This is a genomic window from Elongatibacter sediminis, assembly GCF_037892215.1.
GTDB classification, from domain to species: Bacteria; Pseudomonadota; Gammaproteobacteria; order Xanthomonadales; family SZUA-36; genus Elongatibacter; species Elongatibacter sediminis.
Genome location: NZ_JAZHOG010000006.1, coordinates 227768 through 252251, shown reverse-complemented (window position 1 = coordinate 252251; position 24484 = coordinate 227768). Strand labels below are relative to the sequence as shown.

General features: G+C 65.3%; 20 protein-coding genes. 14 read left to right on the top strand and 6 right to left on the bottom strand.

Features of this window, described 5'->3' with window-relative positions; genetic code table 11:
• Positions 1-125 precede the first annotated feature (125 nt).
• From V3330_RS10905 to V3330_RS10855, 11 genes are all read left to right on the top strand, one after another.
• Complete coding sequence (locus V3330_RS10905; protein WP_354695451.1) at positions 126-440, top strand: YerC/YecD family TrpR-related protein; 315 nt, start codon at positions 126-128, stop codon at positions 438-440.
• On the top strand, positions 437-1315 hold the full coding sequence (gene hisG, locus V3330_RS10900) for an ATP phosphoribosyltransferase (protein WP_354695450.1): 879 nt from the start codon (positions 437-439) through the stop codon (positions 1313-1315). The genes V3330_RS10905 and hisG overlap by 4 nt, the downstream gene beginning before the upstream one ends.
• Complete coding sequence (gene hisD, locus V3330_RS10895; RefSeq protein WP_354695449.1) at positions 1312-2643, top strand: histidinol dehydrogenase; 1332 nt, start codon at positions 1312-1314, stop codon at positions 2641-2643. Before hisG ends, hisD begins: the two co-directional genes overlap by 4 nt.
• Complete coding sequence (gene hisC / locus V3330_RS10890) at positions 2640-3725, top strand: histidinol-phosphate transaminase (RefSeq protein ID WP_354695448.1); 1086 nt, start codon at positions 2640-2642, stop codon at positions 3723-3725. Before hisD ends, hisC begins: the two co-directional genes overlap by 4 nt.
• Complete coding sequence (hisB, locus tag V3330_RS10885) at positions 3722-4801, top strand: bifunctional histidinol-phosphatase/imidazoleglycerol-phosphate dehydratase HisB (RefSeq protein ID WP_354695447.1); 1080 nt, start codon at positions 3722-3724, stop codon at positions 4799-4801. The genes hisC and hisB overlap by 4 nt, the downstream gene beginning before the upstream one ends.
• The gene (gene hisH, locus V3330_RS10880; RefSeq protein WP_354695446.1) at positions 4798-5385 is read left to right on the top strand and encodes an imidazole glycerol phosphate synthase subunit HisH; all 588 of its coding nucleotides are present in this window, start codon (positions 4798-4800) and stop codon (positions 5383-5385) included. Before hisB ends, hisH begins: the two co-directional genes overlap by 4 nt.
• A gap of 16 nt (positions 5386-5401) precedes the next feature.
• A complete protein-coding gene (locus V3330_RS10875; RefSeq protein ID WP_354695445.1) occupies positions 5402-6136 on the top strand; it encodes a 1-(5-phosphoribosyl)-5-[(5-phosphoribosylamino)methylideneamino]imidazole-4-carboxamide isomerase in 735 nt (244 codons plus the stop codon).
• Positions 6133-6924 carry an imidazole glycerol phosphate synthase subunit HisF gene (gene hisF / locus V3330_RS10870; RefSeq protein WP_354695444.1) on the top strand — a complete coding sequence of 264 codons (792 nt, stop codon included), beginning with the start codon at positions 6133-6135 and terminating at the stop codon, positions 6922-6924. Before V3330_RS10875 ends, hisF begins: the two co-directional genes overlap by 4 nt.
• Entirely contained in the window at positions 6918-7553 is a 636-nt protein-coding gene (gene hisIE / locus V3330_RS10865) for a bifunctional phosphoribosyl-AMP cyclohydrolase/phosphoribosyl-ATP diphosphatase HisIE (RefSeq protein ID WP_354695443.1), read from the top strand. The genes hisF and hisIE overlap by 7 nt, the downstream gene beginning before the upstream one ends.
• A 60-nt stretch (positions 7554-7613) precedes the next feature.
• Positions 7614-10337 carry a cation-translocating P-type ATPase gene (locus V3330_RS10860; RefSeq protein WP_354695442.1) on the top strand — a complete coding sequence of 908 codons (2724 nt, stop codon included), beginning with the start codon at positions 7614-7616 and terminating at the stop codon, positions 10335-10337.
• 579 nt (positions 10338-10916) lie between these two features.
• The gene (locus tag V3330_RS10855; RefSeq protein WP_354695441.1) at positions 10917-11831 is read left to right on the top strand and encodes a bifunctional helix-turn-helix transcriptional regulator/GNAT family N-acetyltransferase; all 915 of its coding nucleotides are present in this window, start codon (positions 10917-10919) and stop codon (positions 11829-11831) included.
• Between the two features lie 38 nt (positions 11832-11869).
• Here V3330_RS10855 and V3330_RS10850 read toward each other — a convergent pair whose 3' ends face one another.
• The 3 genes from V3330_RS10850 to V3330_RS10840 all read right to left on the bottom strand — a co-directional run bounded on the left by V3330_RS10850 (position 11870) and on the right by V3330_RS10840 (position 16669).
• Positions 11870-13261: an MBL fold metallo-hydrolase RNA specificity domain-containing protein gene (locus tag V3330_RS10850; RefSeq protein WP_354695440.1), complete on the bottom strand. Its 1392-nt coding sequence runs from the start codon at positions 13259-13261 to the stop codon at positions 11870-11872.
• Entirely contained in the window at positions 13251-15050 is a 1800-nt protein-coding gene (locus V3330_RS10845; protein WP_354695439.1) for a DUF885 domain-containing protein, read from the bottom strand. The genes V3330_RS10850 and V3330_RS10845 overlap by 11 nt, the downstream gene beginning before the upstream one ends.
• A gap of 101 nt (positions 15051-15151) precedes the next feature.
• Positions 15152-16669: a peptide MFS transporter gene (locus V3330_RS10840; RefSeq protein ID WP_354695438.1), complete on the bottom strand. Its 1518-nt coding sequence runs from the start codon at positions 16667-16669 to the stop codon at positions 15152-15154.
• Between the two features lie 264 nt (positions 16670-16933).
• On the opposite strand from V3330_RS10840, the gene V3330_RS10835 reads away from it, so the two are divergent.
• Positions 16934-18361 (top strand): M20 family metallopeptidase, encoded by a 1428-nt coding sequence (locus V3330_RS10835; protein WP_354695437.1) that lies wholly within the window; start codon positions 16934-16936, stop codon positions 18359-18361.
• A 26-nt stretch (positions 18362-18387) separates the two neighbouring features.
• Positions 18388-18912, top strand: coding sequence for an SRPBCC family protein (locus V3330_RS10830; RefSeq protein ID WP_354695436.1), 525 nt, complete (start codon positions 18388-18390; stop codon positions 18910-18912).
• Positions 18913-18997: 85 nt separating this feature from the next.
• Here the strand turns inward: V3330_RS10830 and V3330_RS10825 are convergent, their stop codons facing one another.
• The 3 genes from V3330_RS10825 to V3330_RS10815 form a co-directional block, all read right to left on the bottom strand.
• Complete coding sequence (locus V3330_RS10825; protein WP_354695435.1) at positions 18998-20080, bottom strand: transporter; 1083 nt, start codon at positions 20078-20080, stop codon at positions 18998-19000.
• A 113-nt stretch (positions 20081-20193) separates the two neighbouring features.
• Positions 20194-20640 carry a hypothetical protein gene (locus V3330_RS10820; RefSeq protein ID WP_354695434.1) on the bottom strand — a complete coding sequence of 149 codons (447 nt, stop codon included), beginning with the start codon at positions 20638-20640 and terminating at the stop codon, positions 20194-20196.
• A 42-nt stretch (positions 20641-20682) separates the two neighbouring features.
• Positions 20683-22446: a monovalent cation:proton antiporter-2 (CPA2) family protein gene (locus V3330_RS10815; RefSeq protein ID WP_354695484.1), complete on the bottom strand. Its 1764-nt coding sequence runs from the start codon at positions 22444-22446 to the stop codon at positions 20683-20685.
• A gap of 214 nt (positions 22447-22660) precedes the next feature.
• Between V3330_RS10815 and V3330_RS10810 the strand changes: the two genes are divergently transcribed.
• Positions 22661-24472 (top strand): sodium:proton antiporter, encoded by a 1812-nt coding sequence (locus tag V3330_RS10810; RefSeq protein ID WP_354695433.1) that lies wholly within the window; start codon positions 22661-22663, stop codon positions 24470-24472.
• Positions 24473-24484 lie beyond the last annotated feature (12 nt).

Below are 24484 nucleotides of genomic sequence, written 5' to 3'. Positions count from 1 at the left end.
GCCGAACACGGTGGCCCGCAAAGCTTGCGATGCGATCGTCGTCCGTTTATTATTGTAATAGCACGCTATTACATTATTACAAATAAATGACATCGCCAGCGGATCTTTGAACGAAAAACAAAGCCATGAAACACCACGACCAGACCCAGGACCATGAACTGAAAAGCGCCGCGCAATCCCTGTGCGAAGCCATCGCCTCCCTGGCCAACGCCGACGAGGCGGAACGCTTTCTGGAGGACTTGTGCACACCGGCCGAAATCGAGGCCATGGTGGACCGCTGGCGAGTCGCGCAATTGCTGGACCAGGGCATGACTTATCGCGATATCAGCGAACTGACGGAAGTCAGCGTGACCACTATCGGCCGCGTTGCACGATTTCTCGAAATGGGTACCGGCGGCTACCGCACGGTACTGGACCGATTTGCCGGGAGCAAAACATGAGCCGACTCCGCGTCGCCATCCAGAAGTCGGGCCGGCTGTCCGACCGTTCACTCGGCGTTCTGAAACGCTGCGGCCTGCGCTTCGCCCACAGCAAGGACAAACTGTTCTGGTTCGGCCAGGATTTTCCGGTCGACCTGCTGCTCGTGCGCGACGACGACATCCCCCGAATGCTGTTGGATGGCGTCTGCGAACTCGGCATTGTCGGGGAAAACATCGCTCGCGAAGTGATGCTGGAGCGAAACGGCGGCACCGGGCTCACCTGCCTGCGCAAACTGGGCTTCGGACAGTGCCGGCTGTCGCTGGCGGTTCCCGAGGACCTTGAAATCGGCAGCCTGCAGGAATTGCAGGGCAAACGTGTGGCCACCAGCTACCCGGCGCTGACCCGGGCCCTGCTGGGCGAACAGGGGGTTACCGTGCAGGCCGTGGAGCTGTCCGGTTCGGTCGAAATCGCTCCGGGGCTGGGCACGGCCGACGCCATTTCCGACCTGGTCTCGACCGGCTCGACCCTGCGGGCCAACCACCTCAGGGAACTGGAAGTCCTGTTCCGCAGCCAGGCGGCGCTGTACAGCCCGTCCACGCCGCTGCCGGATGAAAAGCAGCAACTGCTGGACCGGCTGCTGGCCCGGCTCGAAGGCGTGTTGCAGGCCGCGGAGAGCAAGTACGTCATGCTGCACGCTCCGCGTGAAGCCCTGGACAAGATCACCGAGCTTCTGCCCGGTGTCGAGCACCCCTCGGTGATGCCGCTGGAAGGTTCCGACCGCATCGCCATACACGCCGTCTGTGTCGAAACCGTATTCTGGGAACACCTCGAAGCGCTGAAAGCCGTGGGTGCTTCCGCCATCCTGGTACTGCCGGTGGAGAAAATGCTCGGATGAACCCACCGCGCTTCGACATTCTCGACTGGAACGCCCTGGCACCCGAGGCCCGCCGTGCGGCGCTGGCGCGGCCGCGCCCCGATCGGGGCGACCTCAGCGGTGGCGTGTCCGACATTGTCGCCCGGGTCCGGAACGGCGGCGACACGGCCCTGACCGAACTGACCGCCAAACTGGACGGCGTGCGCCCGGACATGCTGGAAGTTCCGCCCGAACGCATGAAGGAAGCCTGGGACGCCCTGGACCCGGACCTCGCCGCCGCCATTGATGACGCGGCCGAGCGTATTCGCCGGTTTCACGCCGCGGACCGGCCGGTGGACCGTCAGGTGGAAACCGCTCCGGGCGTGATGTGCCGCGTGGTCTATCTGCCTCTGAATACCGTCGGCCTGTATGTGCCCGGCGGCAGCGCGCCGCTGGTCTCGACCGTGTTGATGCTGGCCGTCCCCGCGGAACTGGCCGGCTGTTCAGAAGTCGTTTTGTGTTCACCTCCGGGCCGCGATGGCGACATCGGACCCGAAATCCTGGCGGCGGCGTGGCGCTGCGGGGTCGATCGTGTGTTCCGCGCCGGCGGCGCCCAGGCGGTCGCGGCCATGGCCTACGGCACGGAAACGGTCCCGCGCTGCGACAAGATCTTCGGTCCCGGTAATGCCTGGGTCACCGAGGCCAAACAGCAGGTCAGCCTGGATCCGCAGGGCGCGGCCATCGACATGCCGGCCGGGCCCTCCGAAGTCATGGTGATCGCCGATGATTCCGCCACTGACGACGATGGCGCCACCCTGGTCGCCTGGGACCTGATGTCGCAGGCCGAGCACGGTGCGGATTCGCAGGTGGTGCTGGTCACCGACAGCCGGCGCCTGGCGCAGGCCGTGATCGACCGCCTGGGGGAGCTGGTGCCGGCGTCGCGGCGGGCCGGCATCCTGGCCGAGTCCCTGCGCAGCGCCCGCATCATTCTGGTGGCGGACCCGGACGCGGCGCTGGCCATTGTCGACGACTACGCACCGGAGCACCTGATCATCAACACCCGCGACGCCGCGAAACAGGCGGAACGGGTGCGGCACGCAGGTTCGGTGTTCATCGGCCGCTGGACCCCGGAGTCACTGGGCGATTACTGCTCGGGCACCAACCACGTTCTTCCCACCTACGGCTGGGCGCGGGCGCACGGTGCGCTCGGACTGGGCGACTACCTGCGGCGCATGACCCTGCAGGAAGCCTCGGCCGAGGGCCTGGCCCGTCTGGGTCCCACCGCCGAAACCCTGGCCGCGGTCGAAGGCCTCGAGGCCCACCGCATGGCGGTCACGGCACGCCTGAACGCCATTGGAGACGCGACATGAGCGTCACCGACCTGGCCCGCCCGGACATCGTGGCGATGAAACCGTATTCCTCGGCCCGTCTCGAGGCGCCCGGCCGCGGTGTGTTGCTGAACGCCAACGAAGCACCGTGGCCGCTGTTCGACGAAGACGAGCACCCGCTGGAGCTGAATCGCTACCCCGAGCCCCAGCCCGCCGCACTGGTGGAAGGCCTGGCGGAGCGTTACGGACTGCCCGCGGATCACGTGCTGGTCACGCGCGGCAGTGACGAGGGCATCGATTTGCTCACCCGCGTCTTCTGCCGCGCCGGACGGGACGCCATTCTGCACTGCCCGCCGACCTTCGGCATGTACCGCATCGCCGCCCAGGCACAGGGCGCGGACGTCGTGTCGGTGCCCCGGGATTTCGAGTCCGGCTTCAGCCTGGATGAATCCGGCGTGCTGGAAGCCGTTCGCACCGACGACCGTATCCGGCTGGTGTATCTCACCTCACCCAACAATCCCACCGGCGACGTCGTCGATCCGGCCTTCCTCGAAAGACTGCTGACGGCGGCCGAGGGACGCGCCCTGATCATTGTCGACGAGGCCTATGCCGAATTCTGCCCCGACGACGCGTTTGCCGGACAGGTGGGCCGCACGCCGCATCTCGTGGTGCTGCGAACCCTGTCCAAGGCCTGGGCCGGGGCCGGGCTGCGCTGCGGCGCCGTGCTGGCCGACCCCGAAGTGATCAGCCTGCTGCGGCGCATCATCGCGCCCTATCCGCTGGCAACCCCGGTGGTTTCGCTGGCGCTGCGCGGACTGCAGTCGGACATGGTGATGCGGCAGAAAGGCCTGCTGCGCGAAATCCTCCGCAACAAGAGCCGGCTGGTCGACCTGCTGACCGGCCGGGCATTCGTGCGGCGGCTGTGGCCCGGCAAGGCCAATTTCGTACTCGTGCGGGTCGATGACGCGGCCGGGCTGCTGACATTCTGCGCCGCGCGCGGCGTCATCCTGCGCGGTTTTCCGTCGGACCCGGCGCTGCGGGACTGCATCCGCATTTCCGTCGGCAGCCAGAAGGATCTCGACGCACTGGAAGAGGCACTCGATGCCTGGGAGACCGAATTGTGAGTGGCCAGAACGGCAAACGTCGCATCCTGTTCGTGGACCGCGACGGCACCCTGATTGTCGAGCCGGCGGACGAGCAGATCGACACGCTGGAAAAACTGGAGCTCGTACCGGGCGTCATTCCCGCTCTGCTCGAGTTGCGCGCGGCGGGCTACGAACTGGTCATCGTCAGCAACCAGGACGGGCTGGGCACCGACGCCTACCCGACTGAGACCTACGAGGCTGTTCAGGCCAAAATGCTGTCGCTGTTCGAATCTCAGGGCGTGCGCTTCGACGCCGTGCACATCGACACGACGTTTCCGGACCAGGGTTCGCCGAACCGCAAGCCGCAGATCGGCATGGTGCTCGACTACCTGAAATCCGGCGAATTGAACCTGGAGGACAGTTGGGTCATCGGGGATCGTGAAACCGACCTGGAACTGGCTCGCAACATGGGCATAGGTGGCATTCGCCTGGGGCCGGAGCACGCTGCCTGGCGCGATATCGCGCACCGGCTGCTGAACCGGCCCCGCCAGGCCGAAGTCACCCGGAAAACCTCCGAAACCGACATCCGGGTTTTCGTCGACCTCGATGCCGGCGGCGGCAGCCAGTGCGCCACCGGTATCGGATTTTTCGACCACATGCTGGACCAGCTGGCCAGTCACGGTGGCTTCCGGCTCGAACTGAGCTGTGACGGTGACCTGGAAATCGACGAGCACCATACCGTCGAGGACTGCGCGCTGGCGCTTGGCGAGGCGCTGGATCGGGCGCTGGGCGACCGTCGCGGCATTGGCCGCTACGGCTTCGTGCTGCCAATGGACGAATCGCTGGCGAATGTCGTCATCGACCTGTCGGGTCGTCCGGCGCTGGTGTTCGAGGCTGATTTTCCGCGCGACCAGGTGGGCGGTCTGTCCACCGAGATGGTGCGCCACTTCTTTCATTCCCTGAGCCAGTCGGTGGGTGCCGCCATGCACCTCACCGTCAGCGGCGAGAATACGCATCACATGGTCGAGGCGCTGTTCAAGGGCGCCGGCCGCGCACTGCGACCGGCACTGGCGCGCAGCGGGCACGAACTGCCCAGCACCAAGGGGCGGCTGTGAGCGTCGTCGTGGTCGACAGTGGCGGCGCCAACATCGCGTCCGTGCTGCACGCGCTGCGGCGTCTCGGTGAGGAGCCCGAATTCACCGCCGACCCGGATCGGATCCGGCGGGCATCGCGCGTGTTGCTGCCCGGCGTCGGAGCTGCCGGACGTGCCATGGACGTATTGCGCGGCCACGGCCTGGTTGACGTGATCCGTAACCTGACCCAACCCGTTCTGGGCATCTGCCTGGGCATGCAACTGTTGTTCGAGTCGTCCGAAGAGGGCGATGTGCCATTGCTGGGCCTGATCCCGGCACGGGTGCGCCGCCTGCGGGGCGGACCCGGTCTGCGGGTGCCACACATGGGCTGGAACGCTCTCAGACGCCAGGCCGATGACCCGGTCGGCGATCTGCTGGACGGCGCATGGTGTTATTTTGTGCACTCCTACGCCGCGCCGACCGGAGCCTGGACCCTGGCCAGCAGCTACCACGGTGAAGCATTCAGTGCCGTGGTCCGGACCGGCAATTTTCTCGGCGCGCAGTTTCATCCGGAACGCTCGGCCGCGGCCGGCAGCCGGTTGCTGCGGGCGTTTCTTTCAAGCTGACTGACAGGGGAAACCCGTGTACCTGATCCCTTCAATCGACCTTCTCGACGGCGACGTGGTGCGGCTGCGCCACGGCGATTTCGCGGACGTGAGCCGCTACGATGTGGATGCCGCCAAACTGGCGGCCGCCTACGCCGAGGCCGGCGCCGAATGGCTGCACGTGGTCGATCTCGCCGCCTCGCGCGACGGCGAGGGTGCCGACACCGGCCCGCTGCTGAAGTTGCTGGCGGCCGCACCCCAATCGGTTCAGACCGGTGGCGGCGTGCGCACGGACGAGGACATCGCCCTGCGCCTGGAACACGGCGCGGACCGGGTCGTCGTGGGCACGGTCTGCGTCACCCGGCCTGACGTTTTCACCGGGTGGCTGCAGCAGTTCGGGCCCGACCACCTGGTCGCGGCACTGGACATTGCACTGGACGAAAACCACGTACCCTGGCCGCGCACCCACGGCTGGACCGAAACCGGTTCCGTCACCCTTTGGCACCTGATGGACCGCCTGTGCGCTGAAGGCCTGCGGCACGTGCTGTGCACCGACATCGGCAAGGACGGTGCCCTGCACGGCCCCAACCTCGACCTCTACCGTCAGCTCGTGCGGCGGTATCCCGACGTGCAGGTCCAGGCCTCCGGGGGCGTGTCGGGCTTGCGCGACCTCCAGGAACTGGTTGGCACCGGAGCGGCCGCGGCGATCTCGGGCAAGGCCCTGCTGGAAAACTGCTTCTCCATCGAGGAAGCGCTGGAGGCCATCCGTTGACGACCCCGTCTCCCGCCGGCGTGGCGCGCCGCATCGTGCCCTGCCTGGACGTGCGCGATGGCCAGGTGGTCAAGGGCGTGCGCTTCCGCAATCACCGCGTCATGGGCGGCATCATCGAACTCGCCGGCCGTTACCGCGACGAGGGTGCGGACGAACTGGTGTTCTATGACATCACGGCCAGCCCGGAAGGGCGCAGCGTGGATGTGGACTGGGTGCGCCGGGTGTCGGAGGCCATCGATATTCCTTTTTGTGTCGCCGGCGGCATCCGGTCGGTCGAGGCGGCCGGGCGGGTATTGGAGCAGGGCGCCGATAAAATCTCGGTGAACACGCCGGCGCTGGAACGCCCGGGCCTGATCGATGACCTGGTACGGGCCTTCGGCAGCCAGTGCGTGGTCGTCGGCGTCGACTCCACCGGCAGCGAAGGCGAATGGACGGTTCGCTCGCACACCGGTACGCCGGACGCGATGCGCGAGCCGGGCCGCCGCACCCTGGACTGGCTGGCCGAGGTCGTCGACCGCGGCGCCGGCGAGGTGGTGCTCAACTGCATGTCCTCGGACGGCACCCGCGATGGCTACGATGAGGTTCAACTGACCGCCGCGCGCGACGTATTGCCAATCCCGCTGGTCGCTTCCGGAGGCGCCGGCGCGGAACAGCACTTCATCGATGTCTTCAGGGTGGCTGATGTCGACGCCGCCCTGGCCGCGACGGTGTTCCATTCCGGACAGATTCCCATTCCCGAACTCAAACGCCAGCTCCAGGCTGCCGGCATCGAGGTACGACCATGCTGATCACCGACCCGGATCAATTCGACCAACTCGACTGGGACAAGTCCGGCGGCCTGCTGCCGGCCATCGTGCAACACGCTTTCGACGGCCGCGTTCTGATGCAGGCCTATATGAACCGGGAAGCGCTGGCACGCACCCTGGAATCCGGCCGTGTGACCTTCTGGAGCCGTTCGCGCGAGCAGCTGTGGACCAAGGGCGAAACTTCCGGCAACACCCTGACCCAAACAGCCGTGCATGCGGACTGCGACCGGGACAGTCTGCTGGTGCTGGCGCAACCCGACGGTCCGACCTGCCACCGGGGCTCCGACACCTGTTTCGATGAAGCCGGCGACATGGGTTACTGCGCGCCCGATCTGGCCTTTCTGGCCCGGCTGGAGAATCTGATCGCCCAACGCGACCGCGAACGCCCCCCGGGCAGCTATACCACGGAGTTGCTCGAAGAAGGCGTGCGCCGCATCGCCCAGAAGGTCGGCGAGGAAGGCGTGGAGACCGCGCTGGCGGCGGCGGCCGGCGACGACAGGGAACTGGCCGATGAGTCGGCCGATCTGCTGTACCACCTGCTGGTCCTGCTGCGGGCCCGGGGTTTGCCGTTCGCACGCATCGTGAGTACTCTGAGCGACAGGCACGGATAGTCCCTTTTCGGCCGGCGCGGCCGTGTCCCCTGGCGGCGGCCGTGCTGACATCAATTCGCCATGGAAAACCCTGACCGGCCCTGGCACGGACTGGGCCCCGAAGCCGCGCTCACGGCTCTGGAATCCGCCGCGGACAGCGGACTGCGTGTCGCCGAAGTGGAAGCGCGCCGGCGGCAGCATGGCCCCAACGACCTGCCGGAAGGGCCTCGCCGGTCGGTCTGGCGCAGCTTTTTCGAACAGTTTCAGTCGCCGCTGATCTACATTCTTTTCATCGCCGCCCTGTTCGCGTTCGCACTGGGCCGACACGGCGATTCCGCGGTCATCCTCATCGTCGTCATCATCAATGCCTTGATCGGCTGGTTCCAGGAAGGCCGCGCCGCACGCGCCATGGAAGCCCTGCGCCGGCTCTCCAGCCCGCGCGCCCGGGTTGTACGCGACGGCGAGGAAGTGGAAGTCGATACCCGTGACCTGGTGCCCGGTGACCTGCTGGTCCTGGCCGCCGGCGACGGCGTCGGCGCGGATGCGCGGCTGGTGGAGTCCAGCGCGCTGGAAGCCGCGGAAGCCACTCTGACCGGTGAATCGCTGCCGGTGCGCAAGTCGGTTGAAACGCTGGCGGAAGACACCCTGCTCGCCGACCGGGCCAACATGGTCTACTCCGGCACCTACATTACCGCCGGTCACGCACGGGCGGTGGTCACCGCCACCGGCACGGCGACCGAGATGGGCAAGATCGCGCGCATGACGGTCGAATCCCGGGCGCCGAAAACCCCCCTCGAACGCTCGATCGCGCAATTCGGCCGGTACCTCGTCGCCGGCGCGGTCACCTTGTTCGTCGCGGTCATGAGCTTCGGACTGATGCGGGGCATGGACACCGTGGAAATCTTCATGGTGGCGATCAGCCAGATGGTATCGATGGTTCCCGAAGGCCTGCCGGTGGCCATGACCATCGCGCTGGCCGTGGGCATGCAGCGCATGGCGGGTCACGGCGCCATCGTGCGGCGCCTCTCGGCCGTTGAAACGCTGGGCTCCACGCGGGTGATCTGCGCGGACAAAACCGGCACCCTGACGCGCAACGAAATGACCGTAACCGCGGTGTGGCTGGCACCGGGACGGATCATCGACATCACCGGCGCGGGTTACCAGCCCCGGGGCGATTTTCTCGAACACGACGAGCGCATCGATCCGACCACAGACCCCGCACTCGCCACTCTGCTCACGGTCGCCGCGCTGTGCAACGATGCGCGGCTGGTGCCACCCGATGGGAGCGACACCCGCTGGCGTGCGCTGGGCGACCCCACCGAGGCCGCCTTGCTGACCGCGGCGCGCAAGGCCGGCATCGACCTGGACGATCTGGGCCGCTGTTGGCACCGCCACGGCGACATCCCGTTCGATGCGGATGCCGGCATGATGGCCACAGCACATTGTGATCCGGACAGCGGCGATTCGTTCGTGGCGTTCAAGGGCGCGCCCGAGGCCATTGTCGCCATGTGCGGTCACGTCTGGGACAACGGAAGTGCAGAGCCGTTGGACGAACGGCGCCGCGAACTGGTACTCAAGGCCGCTGCCACGCTGGCCGGACGGGCCTTGCGTGTGCTGGCTTTCGCGCGGGTCGATGGCACCGGCCTGGATGCCACCGCGGACTTCTCCGGGTTCGCGGGTCGGCTGACACTGCTCGGGCTGGCCGGCGAAATGGACCCGCCGAGAAACGAGGTTCGCCGCGCCGTGGAACAATGCCGCCAGGCCGGTATGCGGCCCGTCATGGTTACCGGCGACCACAAGCTCACCGGCATGGCGGTGGCGGAATCGCTCGGCATCGCCGGTGAAGGCGATCTCGCGATCGACGGCAGTGAACTGTCCGGAATGGCCGACCACCAGCTGCGGGAAAAAGCCGGTCGCGCTGCGGTATTCGCCCGGGTACACCCGGAGCAGAAGCTGCGCATCGTGAAGGCATACCAGGACCGCGGCGAGGTCGTCGCGATGACCGGCGACGGGGTCAATGATGCGCCGGCGCTGATCAAGGCCGACGTCGGTGTCGCCATGGGCCTGACCGGTACCGAAGTGGCCAAGTCAGCCGCGGAAATCGTCATCACCGACGATAATTTCGCCACCATCGTGCACGCCGTGCGCGAAGGCCGCCTGGTTCACCGCAATCTGCGCAAGGTCATCCTTTACCTGTTCGCGACCTCGATGGCCGAGATCGTGGTGCTGATGTCCGCCCTTCTGCTCGGCTACCCGCTGCCGCTGGCCGCGGTACAGATCCTGTGGATCAATATCGTCACCGAGGGCACCGTGACGGTAAACCTGATCATGGAACCGCCGGAAGGCGACGAGATGCGTCAGCGACCGGTGGAATTGAATCGGCCTCTGCTCAGCGCGGACTTGCTCAAACGGGTCGCGCTGATGACGCCGGTGATGGCGGCATCCACCTTCAGTTACTTCGCCTGGCGCGTGTCCCAGGGTGTGCCACTGGTGCAGGTCCAGACGGAGACCTTCACCGTGCTGGCCGCCTGCCAGTGGTTCAACGTGGTCAACTGTCAGTCGGCCACCCGCTCGGCGTTTGGTCTGGGCCTGATGCGCAATCGCTGGATGCTCGGCGGGCTGATCCTCAGCGTCCTGCTCCAGGTGCTGGTGCTCTACTGGCCGCCCATGAATGCCCTGTTCCACACGCAGCCCGTCGCGGTCGCCGACGTCGGCCTCATGGTCCTGACCGCGAGTTCGGTGCTCTGGGCCGAGGAGATTCGCAAGTTTTTCGTTCGTCTCCGTTTGCGGTCCGCTCCTGAATGAATCGGCCGAATCCGGCGATTGTCCTTCGAAGACGTATTCCCGGCGTTCGGCTTTCGCGTCAGGGGCGATGAACCTGGCAGATCTCCTGTTCGGATTCAGGAAAACTCGCCAAGTCGCCTGGCGCCGGACGGCCTGCCGGACCCGGGCCTGTTGCCCCTGGGCGGATGGCCTTCGGCTTCCCTCGCCCGGCGAGCGCCTTTGTGGCCGCGGTCCGAGGAGCATCCTGCCCCTGCGGACCTGGCTGGACATCCGTACCTGGCCGACCCGTCGGCTTCTTTGGGCGCCGGACGGCCTGCCGGACCCGGGCCTGTTTCCCCTGGGTGGATGGCCTTCGGCTTCCCTCGCCCGGCGAGCGCCTTTGGGGCCGCGGTCCGATGGGGCATCCTGCCCCTGCGGACCTAGCTGGACATCCCTGTCCAGCCGACCCGTCGGCTTCTTCTCGCTCGGCATCCTTGACAGGGGAAACAGGCCCGGGTCCGACAGGCCTTTGGTGTTTTCGGGTCGACGCCCTCGGTGGGGTCGGGCAACGGGCCTCGCATTTAGTTGTATGCTGCAACTTATTGATGGTAATTTGCAACCATGAGCGATTTGGTTTCATCCATCCGGCGGGCTTCGCGGGAGATGGTGCGGGAGTTGCACCTGCTCGACTCGCGGCACTGTTTCGATGGGCATTCCGTGTCGGAGTGCCATCTGCTGACCGAATTGGAAGTGCTGGGCGAGGCGGCGGCGTCGGAGCTGGGAGAGCGGCTGGTGCTGGAGAAGTCGACGGTGAGCCGGCTGGTCGCCGGCCTGGAACAACGGGGTGAGATCCGTGCCGGGCCTGATCCGGGAGACGGCCGGCGGCGGCTGTTGTCACTGACGAACGCCGGGCGGCGCGCGCTGCGGCGAATCCACGGCCACGCGGATGACCTGGTGGTCGAGGCGCTGGCCTTCATGGCGCCCGGCGAACGCGAAGCGGTTGTGGCGGGCCTGGATCGCTATGCGCGTGCACTTCGCTATGCCCGGGCCGGCCGGGATTTTCGGATACGGCCCATTCGCCGGGCCGACAATCCGGCGGTGGCGCGCATCATCCGGGACGTCATGACCGAGTTCGGAGCGGTCGGCCCCGGCTATTCGATCGAGGACCCGGAAGTGGATGCCATGTACCAGTCCTACCCGGCGCCCGGTTCCGCGTTTTTCGTCATCGAGCAGGGCGACAGGGTTCTTGGATGCGGCGGCCTGGGTCCGCTGGCGGGCGGTGATTCCGGCGTGTGCGAGCTGCGCAAGATGTATTTTCGGCAGGAACTGCGGGGCACCGGACTCGGCACCCGGCTGCTGGGGATGATTCTCGAGGCCGCGCGAACTGCGGGCTACAGGCAGTGTTACCTGGAAACCCTGGAGTCCATGGGACAGGCGCGGCGGTTGTACGAAAAGCACGGCTTCGCGGAGATCGATGGGGCTCTGGGCGCGACCGGGCACTCGGGCTGCAATCGCTTCATGCTGGCCGATCTTTAGTCACGCCCGGCGGAAACCATTTCCGCAACAGACCCGGATCAGCCGGGCAGGCGCGACAAATCGAGCGTTTCGCCCGGTTCCGGAAGGGCGACCCGGCAACCGAAACGCTCCTGCAGATGGGTTTTGAACGCTGCCTGCGAGTCCCGCTCGCCGTGCACCAGGTACACCGGCGGATGGCCTTTCATGTGGCCGTACCAGCGCGACATATCCTCCAGATCCCCATGCGCCGACAGTCCACCGACGGTGTGGATGGTGGCCTTGACCGCCACGTCTGTGCGATGGATACGGACGCGCTCCGCCCCGTCCACCAGTCGCCGTCCCAGCGACCCGTAGGCCTGGTAGCCGACAATGATGACGTGGTTTTTTTCGCTGGGCAGGTTGTGCTTGAGATGGTGGATGATGCGCCCGCCGTTGCACATGCCGCTGCCGGCGATGATGATGGCGCCGGCGCGCAGGCGGTTGATGGCAATGGAATCCTCGGTATCCCGGGTCAGCCGCAGGTTGGGCAGCAGCGGCATGCCCCCGTTCCCCGAGCGCAGCCGGCTGGCCTCCTCGTCGTACAGGTGGGAGTTCTCCCAATACACCCTGGATGCCTCGACGGCCATGGGGCTGTCGAGGAAAATCTGGAAGCGATCGAGTCCCCATTCCTCGTAATGTTTACCCAACTGGTACAGCACTTCCTGGCTGCGACCAATGGCAAAGGCGGGAATCAGAATGTTGCCCTGGCTGGCGCGGGCGGCCCGGATGATCTCGCCGATTTCCCGCACGGTTGCTTCGCGGTCGCGGTGACGGCGGTTACCGTAAGTCGACTCCATCAGCACGACATCCGCTTCGTCGATCGGATCGGGATCCCGCAGAATGGGGGTGTCGTACTGGCCGAGATCCCCGGAAAAGACCACGGTGCGGCTGCCGGCTTCGGTTTCGATGAAGAGTTCCGCCGCGCACGAGCCGAGAATGTGACCGGCGTCGCGAAAACGCGCCCGGACGCCGGGGACGACGTCGAAGATTTCGTGGTATTTCACGCCCCGCATCTGGCGCATCACCTCGGCGCCCTCGGCCACGGTGAACAGCGGTTTGACCTGCTTGCCGGTCTTGCGCGAGTGGTATTCCGCATCGCGCTCGGCCAGGTGGGCCGCATCGGCCAGCAGGATGGCGACCAACTCGCCGGTCGCGTTCTGCGCGAATACCGGGCCGCGGAAACCGCGTTTGACCAGCAGCGGCAGGCGGCCGCTGTGGTCGAGATGGGCGTGACTGAGCACGACCGCATCGATGTCCGCCGCGTCGAACGGAAACGGGTCGGCGTTGCGTGCCTCGTCGCGGCGGCTGCCCTGAATCAGGCCGCAGTCCAGCAATACCGTGTGGCTGCCGGTGCGCAGCACGTGACACGAGCCGGTGACCTCACCGGCCGCGCCGTAGAATTCAATCTCCATCGACGTGTCCGGCTTTTCCGCCCAGCATGCGTGCGCGTACCAGCGGAATCGGCGGCCCGCCGAAGGACAGGAAGGTGTCGTGGAATTCGCGCCAGGCATCACGCCCGCCGCGGCCCTCGGTCCAGTCTTCGCGCAACTGCCGGATCATCAGCTTGCCCAGGTTGTAATTGAGGTAGGCGGGGTCGTAGGTGCCACGCGCAGCCTGCTGCCGGGCAGTGCCCTCGTCCTGGTAGGCCTCTTCCATGAACAGGCGTTCTGACTCCGCCACGCTCATTCCCTGCGTATGCAGGCCGATGGCCGACAGGAAGCGTGCATTGCGCAGCAGCGCGTTCGAAATCTGGCCGATACGGGTTTCGGCCGATGCGTCGCGCAAGCCCGCTTCCAGCATCATCTCCTCGGTGTAGTGCGCCCAGCCTTCGCCAAAGGCGTAGGTGACGAACAGGCGCCCGAAAATCCACTCGGCCCGGTTGGCGTGCAGGAAATTCAGGAAATGTCCCGGCCAGACCTCGTGCACCGAGGTGAACAACAGGTCCGATTCCCCGGGAATGTAGGCCTGCTGTACTTCCTCGGGCCAGGACGGATCGGGCGGGGAAATGTAATACACCGAAGGCTGGTTCTTCTCGAATGGCCCCGGAATGTTGATGTAGGCCGAGTTCGACCGGGCGTAGGGTGGCGACTCCGCCACCAGCGCCTTTTCCGGGCCCGGAATCGTCACCAGGTCCTGCTCCACCAGAAATGCCCGGATTTCCTCGACCTGTTCACGCGCGGTCTCGACCGCGCCGCCCGGCGGCTTGCGATTGGCCATGCGCGCGAAGCAGGCCTGGATGCTTTCGCCCGGCGCGAACTCGGCGCAGGCCTCGCCCAGAGCCCGTTGATTGCGGCGCATGTCCTCACGGCCCATGGCTTCGAGGTCGGCCAGGCTGATGTCCACCCGTTCGGTGTCGTACAACATCTGGCGGAACAGATCGGCACCCAGGGCGTAGTCCTCGGTGGCGGACTCACGGTTGGAAATCAGCCAGTCGGTCAGTTCGGTCAGGGCATCGGCGGCCGCGGCATTGGCCTCGGAGAAGCGGGCCTGGGCCGACTCGTCACCGGCACCTGCGAACACGCCGGGCACATCGTCGCGCAAGTAAGTCGCCATCCCACCGAACGATGCGATGCCGTACTCGAGCCGCGTACGCGGCATCGGCATGCGCAGGTTTTCGCGAATCTGGGCAACGGCACGGGGAATGTTTTCCGCGTAGCGCGTGAAGGCCTGCATGCGTTCGGCCAGCGGTGCGTAATCGAGGGCGATGTAGGGGCTGGGGTCCAGCGAGTCCAGTTGCCAGTCGAAGTAGAAGGCCGGGTTGGCGTACGGCCACTCCGCCTTGTCCATCCAGAACAGAATGCGGTCGACGGTTGCCAACAGGTAATCGCGCTGGTATTCCCCTTCCGGACCGAGGTCGGCGGAAGCGAAACTCCGGGCCTGGTCACGCAGGGTTTTCAGCCGGGCGATTTCCGCGGCGATTCCGTCCTGGCTCCAGTCCGGTAGCTGGCCGTCGAATTCGTGCCGGCCCTGAACCACCGCCCAGGCGGGGTGAGCAACGAGAAATGCCTCGATGAAGTCATCGACGAATGCGTTCCATGCCGGCGCCGGAGCTTCATCCGGTGCCGAAGCCGCGGCCTGCGGCGCCGGGGCAGCCTGACTTTCGGGTTGCACTGGCGAATCGGAGGGCTTGCAGGCTGCTGCCAGCAGCACGATGGCCAGGGCTGTCGTCAGGCCGCGCACGGCCATGAGAATGGAACGCATGGGGGAACTCCGGATGGGAAAATACGCATTTTAACAACGCGCCCCGGCGGCGCAATGCGCGGCGCCCGTCCTGGCCGGTCAGCACGGGCGCCCGCAGACGCTTACTTCACGCCGTGCATCAACCGGTTGATCAGCGGCGCGAACAGCAGGTAGGCGGCACCGAAACTCAGGCCGATCCAGAACAAAAGCATGTAGGTATCGGCATATTGCGCGAGACCCGCCCCTTCGACCACGGCATGTCCGCCGCCGCCCGATGCGATCGCGGCGAAAATGCCGGCAATGTACTGCGCCATCGCAATGGACAGGAACCAGCCACCCATGGCCAGGCCGGTTTCCTTTTTTTCCGCCAGCTTGGTCACCATGGACAATCCGATGGGCGACAGGCACAGCTCACCCGTGGTGTGCAGCAGGTAGCACAGCGCCAGGAAAATCCACGGCACCAGCCCGAGGGCGTTCTGGAAATTATTGATGGCGAACACCAGCAGCCAGAAACCCAGCGCCACCTGGATCAGGCCCAGCGCGAACTTGCGCGGAATCGACGGATTCACGCCCACCCGTTCCAGTCTTGGCCACAAGGCGGCGAACAGCGGGGCGAAAAGAAGGATGAACAGCGGATTGGCGGATTGAAACACGCCGAAACCGCCCGCCTGCCAGGTCTCCATGCTGCCGTACATTGGCGTCGTGTGTTCGCGGGCGAAGAAGTTCATCGAACTGCCGGCCTGTTCGAACAACGACCAGAAACAGGCATTCGCGACGAACAGGATCAGCATGGCGATGTAGCGGTGGAGTTGTACCCGGTCGCCGGAACGAATGCCGGCAATGATGAAGTAAATCGAGAGCCCGATCATGACCCCGACAAGCAGGAACCCGAGGATGGTGCTTTCGCTGAGCAGAAAGTAGATCAACGGCACCAGGGCCAGCACACACAGCAGCACGATGAAGAACCGGCCCCAGCCCTGCTTGTCCGGGTCCGGCCGTCCGACGTGCCCCAGCGACCGCTTGGCGACTTCCAGGAACAGGGTGCTGAGAATCATGCCCACCGCGGCCGCGAAAAAGCCCCACTTCATGCCGAATACCGCGCCGATCCAAGCGGCCGTGATGAACGGTGCGATGAAGGCACCCAGGTTGATCCCCATGTAGAAAATCGTGAAACCGGAATCGCGCCGCACGTCACCGGGTGCGTAAAGCTCGCCGATCATCGCCGAGATATTGGGCTTGAACAGACCGTTGCCGGCCACCACGAGTGCGAGACCGATCAGGAACCAGGTGAGATCCTCGATCAGAAGTATGACGAGGCCGGCCGCCATGATCAGGGCACCGAGGAGAATGGAGCGCTGGAATCCAAGAACCTTGTCGGCGACATAGCCGCCGATGACGCCCGTGGCGTAAACCAGGGCGGTGTAGCCGCCGTAAACCAGGCTGGCCTCGGCATTGGCCTGGTCGCCGAGGTGTTCGAAAAAGGTGACCGAAACATAAACGGCCAGCAGTGCGCGCATGCCGTAATAGGCAAAGCGCTCCCACATCTCGATGTTGGAAAGCTGCCACAGGGCCTTGGGGTGTCCAAGGATTTCGCCGGGCGGAATATTGGGTGCGTCGGGTAGATCGGTTTGGGTGCTCACGTGTTCTCTCCGCTGTTCTTATGGGTTATCCGGCCCTGCCGGAACGGGTGATCGTTGCGCACTCCGCGCCGCGACGGCGAATGCCCCGGACGGCGGATTGCGGCAAGCATAGCAGACGCGCCCGCGAGCGGGTTCCCCGAAAACCGGTTCTGCTCATCCGGCGCGGGCACGTGACCGGTTCACCGCCGCAGCGCCATACCTGCGCCGCGCCAGGCGGCGTGAGATAATTCCGGTTTCGTCAAACCACCGAGGAACCCGCCACCCATGGACCAGCAAGCCCTGCAGCAGTTCGTCGACGAGAAGTGGAACGACGAGATCGTTCCTGAACTGGTCGAGTACATCAAGATTCCCAACAAGTCACCGCACTTCGACCCGGATTGGGACGAGCACGGGTACATGGAAGACGCGGTCAACCAGATTTTCAACTGGTGCAAAGCGCAGGATCTGCCGGGAATGACGGCCGAGGTGGTGCGCCTGGAAGGGCGTACACCACTGATTTTCATGGAAATTCCAGGCCAGGGGGACAGCGTTGACGACGACACCATCCTGCTCTACGGCCACCTCGACAAACAGCCGGAGATGACCGGCTGGGCCGACGATCTCGGTCCGTGGAAGCCGGTCATCAAGGATGAAAAACTGTACGGTCGCGGCGGCGCCGACGACGGTTACGCCGCCTACGGCTCGCTCACCGCCATCATGGCGGTGCAGCGCGAACAGCGCCCGCACGCGCGCTGCGTGGTCATCATCGAAGCCTGCGAGGAATCGGGCAGTTACGACCTGCCGCATTACATCGATCACCTGATGGACCGCATCGGCACGCCCTCCCTGGTGATCTGCCTTGATTCGGGCGCCGGCAATTACGAGCAACTGTGGTTGACGGTGTCACTGCGGGGCATGACGGCCGGCGAACTCCGGGCGGACGTGCTCGGCGAGGGCGTCCATTCGGGCTATGCCTCGGGCGTGGTGCCGTCGAGCTTCCGCGTACTGCGCCGGCTGATCAGCCGGCTGGAGGATGAAACCACCGGAGAAATCCTGCCCGACTTTCTGCATGCGGAAATACCGCAGCAACGGATCGAACAGGTCCAGCGCATGGCCGAAGCCCTGGGTGACGAGATCTATACGCCTTATCCGTTCGTTGACGGCGTCGGCCCCATGGGTTCGGACAATGTGGATCGCATCCTCAATCGCACCTGGCGGCCCGCACTCTCCGTCACCGGTGCCGATGGACTGCCGTCGCTGGAATCCGCCGGTAACGTGCTGCGCCCGCACACGTCTCTGAAACTCTCGATGCGCCTGCCTCCGACCGTCGACGGCGAGGAAGCGACCCGGAAAATGAAAGAGACCCTCGAATCCGACCCCCCGTACGGCGCCCGCGTGAACTTCGAACCCGATCACGCGGCCACCGGCTGGAACGCCCCGGACGTCGCACCGTGGTTGCACGAGTCGCTTGAACGCGCCTCGCAGGCGGCTTACGGCAAGGGCGTGATGTACATGGGCGAGGGCGGTACGATTCCGTTCATGGCAATGCTGGGCGACGCATTTCCCGAAGCCCAGTTCATGATCACCGGGGTACTGGGACCGAATTCGAACGCGCACGGCCCGAACGAGTTCCTGCACGTGCCGTTTGCGCGCAAGTTGACGTCCTGCGTCGCCCAGGTGATCGCCGATCATTACCAGCGCCGGAATGGCTGACACGGAAACCGAACCGGGAGAATACGATGCGTCTGCCAACCCTGATGGCCTGTGTTCTGATGACCAGCGCGCCCCTGCACGCCGAAGTCGTCGAAGTGGCCGACGGCGGTTTCGCGGTGCGGCACAGCACCACAGTCGCGGCGACACCGGAAGCGGTGTGGCAGGCCATGATGTACCGGATAGAGGACTGGTGGCACCCGGACCACAGCTGGAGCGCGGATGCCTCCAACCTGTACATCGACGCCCGGCTGGGTGGATGCTTCTGCGAGCGGCTGCCGGCCAGCGGCGGTGCCGTCGAACACCTGCGCATCGTGTTTTTCGAACCGGAGCGGACGGTACGCCTGAACGGCGCCCTGGGCCCACTGGTCGACCTGTCCGTGGACGGACGCATGACCTGGCGCATCGACCCGGTTGAAGACGGCAGCACCGTGACCTTCACGTACCGGGTCTTCGGCGTGATGGAAGGGGGGTTCGAAGGGCTCGCCCCGGTCGTCGACAGCGTGATCGGGCAACAACACCAGCGCCTGGCGAACCTGTTGCAGGATTCCTGACAGCGCCGGCGCCGGCTTCCGATCGAAACGGCAACGGACAGACCGATCGGGCGGGTCACCCCGCCCGTCGGCTTCGTGCTCCCCTTTAAAACGCGTATTGATAACCGGCGGTCAGCATCCAGTCGCTCTCCATTTGCGGACCATCGAGGTCCTGGTAGAGCGGCACATGGAATTCGAACGCCAGCCGATGACCGGCCAGATCACCGCTGCCGGCCAGGTTCAGGCCGATACCCAGGCCCAGCCGCCGGGCGGCGTGGCGGTCGGGATCCGCGGTTTGTACCGGCGCCATGATCAGCCTGTCCTGCCCGGAGATGTTGCCCCGGTCGTAGCCTTCCAGCCGGAGAGACAGGCTGGCGCCCGGCGTGAGCAGCCGGCTTAACCAGACATTGAGACGGTGCTCGTCACCCAGTCGGTAGTCCTCGTCGTTGTCCGCCACCCGCAGGACGCTGCGCCATTGCGCCCCCCAGCCCCAGGCGTTCGCCCTTCCCGCCCAGGTGATGCCGAGGATGGGATCGTAGCTGCCGGAGCCGAGTTGCATCGGATACGGCAGACGCAGACTCGGCGTCATCCCCATCGGGGTCAGTACGGTCCCGCTCTCCTCGATGTCGCCGGTCGGCAGGGACAGACCCAGGGTCAGGTGGGCCCGCTGGCTGCCATTGTCGAACAGTCCCACCAGGGCGCTGATCGATGTGTCGCCAAGCCCTTCGGTGCGGGTCGTGAAGCGCCCCAGAACCGTCGTTCCCATCGGGCCCTGCCAGGTCACATGACCCATTTCCTTCTCGAGATAGTTGGCCATCAGCATCAAGGTCACGCGGTCACTGGGGGCGTACATGAGGCCAAACATGTGCATGTCGGTGGTCATGGTTTCGGGGACCACGCGCAGGGTGGGGGGCTGGCCGGGCATGCCGAAAAAGCGGTTCGGCGCCGTCGTCACGATGGTGCCGGGGTCGATACCATCGGTGCCGTCCCGATTGCCGTCCATGCGCATGCGCATGAAGCGGTAGGACACCATCCATTCACCCTTGTCGTGCAGGTGGTCGCCCATCACCCCGATCGGGGCATGGTCGTCCGCGCGGGCCGGCTCACCCGGCTGGTCCGCGCCAGCGGGGGCGCTTACGGCCAACGCCAGCGCGACCGCCGCGCCGCTCAGTTTCTTGCTGTTAAACATTGTGTTTCTCCACACGTTCATATCAGCCGCCACGGACGCCAGGGGCGCTCGCACACGGCCAGTCGTCCCGCCGCGGTCGACGACGCGCAGTCCGGGACTGGACGATCAGGAATTCAGGTGAAGAGAAGCGTGGGCGGTGCCCGACAGTGGAGGTTACGGCTGGGACGGGTGTAGAGCGGAATGCAGGCTCCGGTTGTGGCGGTCAGGCGGGCCTGGCGGAGACTGAACCCGGGCAAGGCGGCCACCAGCGCCGCCTGGGCGGCGCTGGCACCGGTGGGGCAGTCGCCTGAACGCTCGAAATGATCGGCATGATCCGGCGCCTGAGAAGGTTCGCCCCGGCCGTCAGTGGCTCCGTGGTGACCGGCGTGCGGCCCACTGCCCACGCTTTCGCCACCGTGTCCGGAAAACGATGCCAGCATGCCGGTGGGCAGACCCGACGGGCAGACCACCAGCCACTGGCCCGATGCCAGGCTGCCCGGCATGAAGCCGGCGGGTACCGCAAGCTTGAGCGCCAGCGCAACCAGGGCCAGCCGACGCGCGAAGAAAAACCGGTTCTTCATATCCCGGTTATTCTGGCATGAAGCGAGCCGCCGGACATGCCCTCAGGATTGCGGGTCGTTGAGATCATCCTGCAGGACTTTTTCGAGCTGATCGAGTTCCTCGCGAATGCGTATGCCGTAAGCCTGATCGTCACCCCAGACTTCGTACATTTTCTTCAGCCCGGCCTCGTCGTGCTGCCGGAACATGCGCATTGCGCGGGTCGCCCGTTCGCTGTCGAAGCCGAGCAGCTTGAGCGCCTGCTCACCGGTGATCAGCGCCGAGCCGAAGGTCTCCCGGATGACGCCGTCGGCTCCCGCCTCCATCAGGGCATAGGTGTGCGCACGGTCGTAGGAACGTGCCAGCACGCGCATTCGCGGGAAGTGCATCTTGACCAGTTTTACCAGGTCGACCGACATCTTGCGGCTGCTGAACGCGACCACCAGCAATTTCGCCTTTTCCGCCCCGGCGGCCCGCAGCAGATCGACACGGCCGGCGTCGCCGTAAAACACCTTGTTGCCGAAGCGGGCGGTCAGCTCGATCTGGCTGGCATCGTGGTCCAGCAGCACGGTCTCCACGCCCGCCGCCCGCAGCAGTCGGGCGACGACCTGCCCGAAGCGGCCGAAGCCGGCGATGATGACGGGCGCGGGCGAGGCGTCGATATCGGTATCTTCAGGCGGTTGAACGGAATTGATGAAGCGGGGCCGCACCCAACGCTCGTAGAAGATGATCATCAGCGGGGTGAGCACCATTGACAGGGCCACGACCACGATCATCAGGTTGGTGGTACCGGCGTCCAGCACGCGCGTCTGGGTCGCGAAGGAGAACAGCAGAAATGCGAACTCACCGCCCTGTGCCAACACGAAGGCGAACATCAGGTTGTCGGCCAGCGTCAGGCGGAACAGTTTGCCCAGCAGCAACAGCAACGGGAACTTGATGCCGATCAGCAGCAACACCAGTCCCATCACTAGCCCCGGTGATTCGGCCACCAGGCCGAAGTCGATACTGGCGCCCACCGCGATGAAGAACAGCCCGAGCAGCAGGCCCTTGAACGGTTCGATATTGGCTTCCAGTTCGTGGCGGTATTCGCTTTCGGCGAGCACGACACCGGCCAGGAAGGTACCCAGAGCCGGAGACAGGTCCACGAAGTCCATGGCCAGGGAAATCCCGATCACGAGCAGCAACGCTGTGGCGATGAAGACCTCGCTGCTGCGGGAGGCGGCGATCCAGCGAAATACCGGCCGGGTCAGAAAGCGTCCACCAATGACGATCGCCGCCACCACCCCGAGCACCAACAGCGCGTAAGTCCAGCCGCGCCCCCCGTCATCGGGCAGGCTGACCTGGCCCGAATCGGCGAGGAAGGGCATCGCCGCCAGCATCGGGATGACGGCGATGTCCTGAAACAGGAGGACCGAGAACCCGCCTTTCCCGGCCTGGGTCGCGAGCCAGCCTTTTTCGTCCAGTGTCTGCAGGACCATGGCCGTGGACGACAGCGACAGCGTCATGCCGATGGCTACCGCGGCCTGCCACGTCAGCCCCAGCAGCCAGGCCGCGAGGGTGATCACGGCCGCTGTCACCACCACCTGGGCGCCGCCCAGGCCCAGGATGGGCACCCGCAACCGCCACAACAGGGATGGCCGCAGTTCCAGGCCGACCAGAAACAGCATCAGCACCACGCCGAATTCGGCGAAATGCAGGACATCCTGGCCCTCTTCGCCGACCAGACCGAGCAGATGCGGGCCGATCACCACGCCCGCCATGAGGTAACCGAGAGCGGAGCCCAGGCCCAGACGGCGCGCGAGCGGCACGGCCAAAACCGCGGCTGCCAGGTAGATAAAAGCCTGTGAAAAGAAGCTGCTGAAGGCTGCCTGCTCCGGAGTTTGGTGTCGTTCGGGCCTGTCTGAGCATACCCGGTTTGCGGCAGTGCGTCGCGCCGGAATTTGCGATAAGCGGAAGGCGATTCTTCTTGCGACGCCTCCCGTGATCAGCCACTATTTTTAGTGCAAGTCGTGGGGAGTTCGTCAGTTTCCTGAGCTCAGGCTGGTGGAGGTACGCCCCATGACAATGCAGATGGCTCTGGTTTTACTGGTCACCGCGATCATCTTCTTCGGGTTCGTTCGCGAGCGTCAACCACCCGATGTAACGGCCCTGCTGGGCGTCAGCCTGTTGCTGATTTTCGGTGCCCTGGAAGCCGGACAATTCCTCAGCGTGTTCGCCAATGGCGCGCCGATCACGATCGGGGCGATGTTTGTGCTCAGCAAGGCACTGGAGAACACGGGCGTCATCGCCGAACTGGGCCGTGTGGCAAAACGGGTAGCCGGCGCCTCCTGGCTGCGGGCCATGCTCTTGTTGCTGCTACCTGTCACCTTTCTTTCGGCCTTCGTCAACAATACGCCCGTGGTCGTCGTGCTGACCCCGGTGGTCATCACGCTCGCGCACCAGCAAGGCCACGCGTCCTCGCGATACCTCATTCCACTGTCCTTCGCCAGCATCCTCGGCGGCACCTGCACCCTTGTCGGCACATCGACGAATCTGCTGGTCGACAGCATCGCCCAGCGCGAAGGCATGGCCGCTTTCGGAATTTTCGAGATCACGGGCGTGGGAATCATCCTGGCCATCGCCGGTCTGCTCTACGTGCTGCTGTTCGGCTGGTGGCTGCTTCCGGACCGCCCCGAACGCAGCCTGAACCTGCCGGCGGGTGAACGCCGCTTCCTGACCGAAGCCATCGTGCCGCCGGGTTCGCCCCTGGTTGGAAAACGGGTCAGCGATGGTTCGCTGTCCCGGCATCGGGTACTGCAGATTCACCGCGGCGAACACGTGATCAAGCGCAATACGATGGCCGCGGTTTTGCGCGCCGGCGACCGACTCGTCATCGAAAGCGCGCGGGATGAGGTCGCCAACCTGCGAGGCGGCCGCATCGTGCAGATGAGCGAGCCAGGCAAACAGGAACTGGAGAAAGGCGACCTGCAGACGCTGGCGCAGCGCCAGACGCAACTCGCGGAAGCCATAGTCGGTCCGGAAGCGCGCATTCTCGGTATGACCGTCACCGAGCTAAACCTGGAGCGGCGTTTCGGCGTGTTTGTGCTGGGTGTGCACCGGCACAAGAAACGCCTGAAACGGGGATTCGATCAATTACGCCTGAAGGTCGGCGATATTCTGTTGCTGGAAGGGAGGCCCCGCGACCTGTCGCAACTCTACAACAACCGGTCGTTCGTGAACGTCGCCGTTCCGGAAATCCGTGCGCTGCAACGCGAAAAAGCCCCGCTGGCAATCCTCGCCATCGTGCTGGTAGTCATTCTGGCGGCGCTGAAGGTCATGCCCATCGTCGTACTGGCCGTCATTGGTGCGACCTTTGTCGTTCTGGTGGGTTGTCTGTCCGCGGACGAGGCATACGAAGCAGTGCAATGGCCTATTCTCATGCTCATCTTCGCCATGCTCGCGGTCGGCCTCGCACTGGAGCAGACCGGCGCGATGAATTTGCTGGTGACGGCACTGACGCAGAGCACGGCGACCCTGGGGCCCATTGGCATGTTGATCACCCTGTACATCGTGACGTCATTGGCCACTGAGGTAATGAGCAACAACGCCGCCGCCATCCTGCTCACGCCGATTGCCATCGGCGTGGCAGCAAACGCCGGCCTCGACCCACGCCCCTTTATCGTTGCGGTGATGCTGGCCGGCAGCGCCAGTTTCGCCACACCGATCGGTTATCAGACCAACACTTTCGTCTACCAGGCGGGCGGTTACCGGTTCACGGATTTCATACGGATCGGCTTACCCATGAACGTGCTGGCCCTGCTGGTATCGGTGCTGGTCATCCCGTGGTTCTGGCCCCTGGACTCCGGAACCGACTGACACGGACACCAC